This is a genomic window from Microcoleus sp. F10-B2 (genome assembly GCF_036704965.1).
Lineage (GTDB): Bacteria > Cyanobacteriota > Cyanobacteriia > Cyanobacteriales > Microcoleaceae > Microcoleus.
Genome location: NZ_JAUBTB010000185.1, coordinates 1 through 4,702, shown reverse-complemented (window position 1 = coordinate 4,702; position 4,702 = coordinate 1). Strand labels below are relative to the sequence as shown.

Genomic DNA, 4,702 nt, shown 5'->3' with positions numbered 1-4,702 from the left:
AACTGCCAAATAGCTAAAACGAATACGGCTCAAAGAATACAGCCACCGAAACTACCCCCTGCAGGGGTAAGTTCCGTCTAAAATCCAGTTAGACAGTTTTCTGGCTAAAATCAAAAAGAACAAATTTTAGGATAAAAAAATGACAGACTGTACAACAGCACCAAACTCAGCCTTATCTGCACAACAATTGGAAGACTTTAAGAAAAAGTTTGAAGAAAGGATGCAGTTCTATATGATACCTGGGGCATCGTTAGGCATTGTTCAAAATGGCCAAGTGCTGGTGTCTCAGGGGTTTGGCGTGCGAGACTTGGAAACAGAGGAGCCAGTTACTCCAAAAACTCTTTTTACCTTGGGGTCAATGACTAAGTCATTGACAGCTTTTATGACTGCTACTCAAGTAGATGAGGGTTTATATGCTTGGGATACTCCAGTCTCTGAAATTAGCTCACAATACAAATTTCCCGATGAAATCAAAGACCCACTAAAAGTTAAAGATTTATTGGGGATGGCTAGTGGCATAGACGGTGCAGTTAATCCGTTTGCTAACATAGAAGATATGATTTTGGGTGCTAATGCAACGCTTTGGAATGACCAATCTGCAATATACACTATCAAAAATATCCCTTTTTTGCCATGCTTTCCAGAGAATATTGGGAAACACCTTTATAACAACGAGCTGTATGCAAGCGCCGCTTACCTGACTCCTTTAAAAAATCAAAAGCCTACATCCCAATTGCTGCCAGCTTATAAGCGATTGATGCGCCAGAAAGTATTTAAGCCTATTGGCATGGAAAGTACCTGTCTCACTGCTATTTTATCAAGTGCTAGTCGTGACTATGCTGTCAGTTACGGCCTCGATATGAGGGATGGAATACCAAAAATTTTTGAAAAAGGTTCGATAAGTATTAATTTTATCGATGGTATAGGTCCAGCAGGTCAGGGGGTTTCAAACGTTGAAGATATGAACCGTTACCTGATAACTTTGTTGAACAACGGAGTCAGCCCAGATGGTGAGCGGGTGGTTAATGCTGAAACTCTACAGGAACTTTGGAATGTAGAAGGCAAACCCTCTAAAACAAATGTTGATGATGTGGGTATTACAGGAACCACAAGGTATGGAATGGGTTGGTGGGTAGAAGAAATTCCCAGGAAATCTAATCCTAACGAAAAAATCACAGTACGGCATCATGGAGGGTTTTTACCATCCTGGGCTTGTATGCAGATGCTAGTTCCAGAACACAATGTTGGCATGGTCATCCTCAGCAATGGCTGTTTTGGTCGTGAGTTGACGATGGAAATGAATCAAGAGCTGCTTAAGTTGCTCTATGACTCCGATCTCGACAACTTAATTGACAATGAAGCCCTTTATAACGATTTTTTGAATGATTTGAAAACAACAGTTCCAAACAAAGTGTCCTCATACACGATCGCATCCGAAAATCTGGACGATGTGGAGCTGCTTCTCGGTAATTATGAAGGCGGGTGGACTTTAGCGCTAGACCAAGATCGTAGCTTGGTGTTGTTCAAAGACGGCTGGATTTATGAGTTGTATCCCTCCAAACAAGATCCCTCACACATCTATTACATAGGAGCATCGAATAATCACAGGGTGATGAGGGTTAGAGATCCAAAGGATTCAGACCCTGAATTTGATGTGTTTGAAGCAGCTAAAATTTGGTTTGTTGAAGATGATGAGGAAGGAGTCATTCAAATGGTTGGGCCTCAAGTCGGACAACTCAAGAAATGGCGCAATGTACTACATTCCCATGAGTCACACAGTCAAGTCCGCAGCGTATTAACTGGTAAACCCGCTGAGTATTTTCTTACTCGTCCCGATCTCGCTCCCCGCAAGGCTGATGTAAAAAAAGGGAAAAAACCTCCTAAAGCCAAAGATCGTAAGATCAAAATCTCGCATGAAACAACACGTTACTTAATTGAGAACATGCAATTGGATTAAACCGTAAATCATTCCTGAACTTTGATAAACACGGTTGATTCAAATCAAACGTGTTTATCGTAGTCTATGACTTCACAGTCATCTGCTAGATGTTAATGGATTAGTAGTTGACAACAAGCTGCAAATAAATTATACTTACCGTCAAAACATTCATCAACGAACAACTATTGAACGTCTGACGATCGCCTTTATTAAGACATTAAAATCGCTTATTGACTACTGCACGTTGCCGGAGGTAGGAGGCTATACTCCTTCATACTTCTCGGCGGCTAGACTAAATCAACGATAGTTAGACAGTTTTCTGGCCAAAATCAAAAAGAACAAATCCTAGGATAAAAAAATGACAGACAGTACAACAGCACCAAAATCAGCCTTATCTGCACAACAATTAAGAGATTTTAAGAAAAAGTTCGAAGAAAGGATGGACTTCTATAAAATCCCAGGAGCAGCACTAGGCATTGTTACAAAAGATCAAGTGCTCGTATCTCAGGGGTTTGGTATGCGAAACTTGGAAACAAAAGAGCTAGTTACTACAAAAACTCTTTTTGCCTTGGGGTCAGTTACTAAGTCGTTGACAGCTTTTATGATTGCTACTCAAGTAGATGAGGGTTTATATACTTGGGATACTCCAGTGTCTGAAATTAGTTCACAGTACAAATTTCCAGATGCAATCACTCACCCACTAAAAGTTAAAGATTTACTGGGGATGACGAGTGGCATAGAGGGTGCAATTAATCCGTATGCTAAAATACAAAAAAGTATATACGGTTCTAATGGAACGCATTGGAATGACCAATCTGCAATACACATTATCAGAAATATCCCCCTTTTGCCATGCTGGCCAGGCAGTTATGGGGACTACTATTATAACAACGAGCTGTTTGCAAGCGCTGGTTACCTGACACCATTAAAAAATAAAAAGCCTACATCCCAATTGCTGCAAGCTTATACGCAATTGATGAACAAGAAAGTATTTAACGCTATTGGTATGGAAAGTACCCGTATCACTGGTGTATTATCAAGTGCTAGTAAGGACTATGCTGTCAGCTACGGCCTTGATATGAGTGAAGGAATACCAAAAATTTTTGAAAAAGGTTCGATAAGTATTAACTATATCGGTGGTGTGGCTCCAGCAGGTCAGTGTGTTTCAAACGTTGAAGATATGAACCGTTACCTGATAACTTTGTTGAACAACGGAGTCAATCCAGATGGTCAGCGGGTGGTTGAGGCTGGAACTCTACAGGAACTTTGGAATGTAGAAGGCAAAAAATCTGTAAAAAGTTCTGATGAGGGTATTACAGGAACCACAAAATACGGAATGGGTTGGTGGATAGAAGAAATTGAGAGAAAATCTAATCCTTCCGAAAAAATCACAATACAGCATCATGGAGGGTTTTTACCATCCTGGTTTTCTATCCAAATGCTAGTTCCAGAGAAGAATATCGGTATGATTATCCTCGCCAATGGCTGTTTTGGTCGTTGGTTCGGGATGGAAATGGATCAAGAGCTGCTTAAGTTGCTTTATCCCTCCGATTTTGAGGAAAAAGAAGAAAAAAAATTCATTAATAATGAAAATAGTTATAATACGTTTCTGGAAAATTTTAAACAAGCAGTCTCAAAGGATAATGTGTCTTCATACACGATCTCATCCGAAAACCTGGGCGCTGTGGAGAAGCTTCTCGGTAATTATGAAGGCGGGTGGACTTTAGATCTAGACCAAGAGCATCACTTGGTGTTGTTTAAAGACGGCTGGGTTTATCACTTGTATCCCTCTCGAGAAAATCCCTTATATACCTATTACATAGGAGCATCGAACGATCACAGGGGAATTAGGGCACGAAAAAATAAAGATAACAAGAAGTTGGAAGCAACTAAAATTTGTTTTTTTAAAGATGAAAATGTGATTCAAATGATTGGGCCTCAAATCGGACAAATCAAGAAATTGCCTAATCCACTAGAAGTCCCTGAGGTACAGGTTGCAGTCATCTCCATGATGAGGGATAACTTAGTTTCTGAATTCAAGACTTTTGTTCAGTCGATCGAGGCTTACCTTAAGGCTCTGGCCGATCAGGGTGAGCAGTTTAAGGATAAGGATAAGGTGCTTGAGCGGCTTATGAGTTCGTATAATGTGGGTGAGCTGCTTCAGAATAAGGATAAGTTGATTGAGCTGCTTCAAGATAAGGATAAGCTGATTGAGCAGCTTATGAATGACGATCAAGTGCATGAGCTGGTTTACGGTCACAAGCTGTTGGAGGAGATTAAGAATTTGCTTAAGCAGATTGAACGGATGAAGCAGTTTACCCCTGCGATGATTAGCAGGTATGAGAAAGTGCCTACAAGCGAGCGTAAACAGACTCATGATAATGATATTGATACTCTGAATGAGGTTTTAGAGTACCTTGAGAAGGCAGAGCCGATTTTACGTGACTTTATTAGCACATCTTCTAAAGAGCCTATAAGCGATTCTGAAGTCGCGTTCTCTACCTTTGAGCCTTCTGAAGAGCCTCAAGAACTTCCTAAAGCCGAAGATATTAACATCCAAGTCTCGCCGGAAACAACACGTGCCATAGCTGACCCCGAAAACCAATTGGATTAAACCATAAATCATTCGTGAACTTTGAGAAACCCGGTTGATTAAAATAAACCGGGTTTCTGGTAGTCGTCACTTTAGGTAGTGCCCTGAAGGAAAGGATCAGAGTACGTTATGATTAGAGAAGTGTTTGCCATAGCGTGATATGACATTAG

General features: G+C 40.6%; 2 protein-coding genes. Both read left to right on the top strand.

Features of this window, described 5'->3' with window-relative positions:
• Positions 1–139: 139 nt before the first annotated feature.
• Complete coding sequence (locus QUA99_RS32250; protein ID WP_333245514.1) at positions 140–1,957, top strand: serine hydrolase domain-containing protein; 1,818 nt, start codon at positions 140–142, stop codon at positions 1,955–1,957.
• A gap of 340 nt (positions 1,958–2,297) precedes the next feature.
• Entirely contained in the window at positions 2,298–4,553 is a 2,256-nt protein-coding gene (locus tag QUA99_RS32245) for a serine hydrolase (protein WP_333245511.1), read from the top strand.
• The last annotated feature ends 149 nt before the right edge of the window (positions 4,554–4,702 follow it).

Bases quoted from the DNA above. Each gene is read 5' to 3' on its own strand.
- QUA99_RS32250 (WP_333245514.1), top strand. From the start codon at position 140: ATGACAGACTGTACAACAGCACCAAACTCAGCCTTATCTGCACAACAA.
- QUA99_RS32245 (WP_333245511.1), top strand. From the start codon at position 2,298: ATGACAGACAGTACAACAGCACCAAAATCAGCCTTATCTGCACAACAA.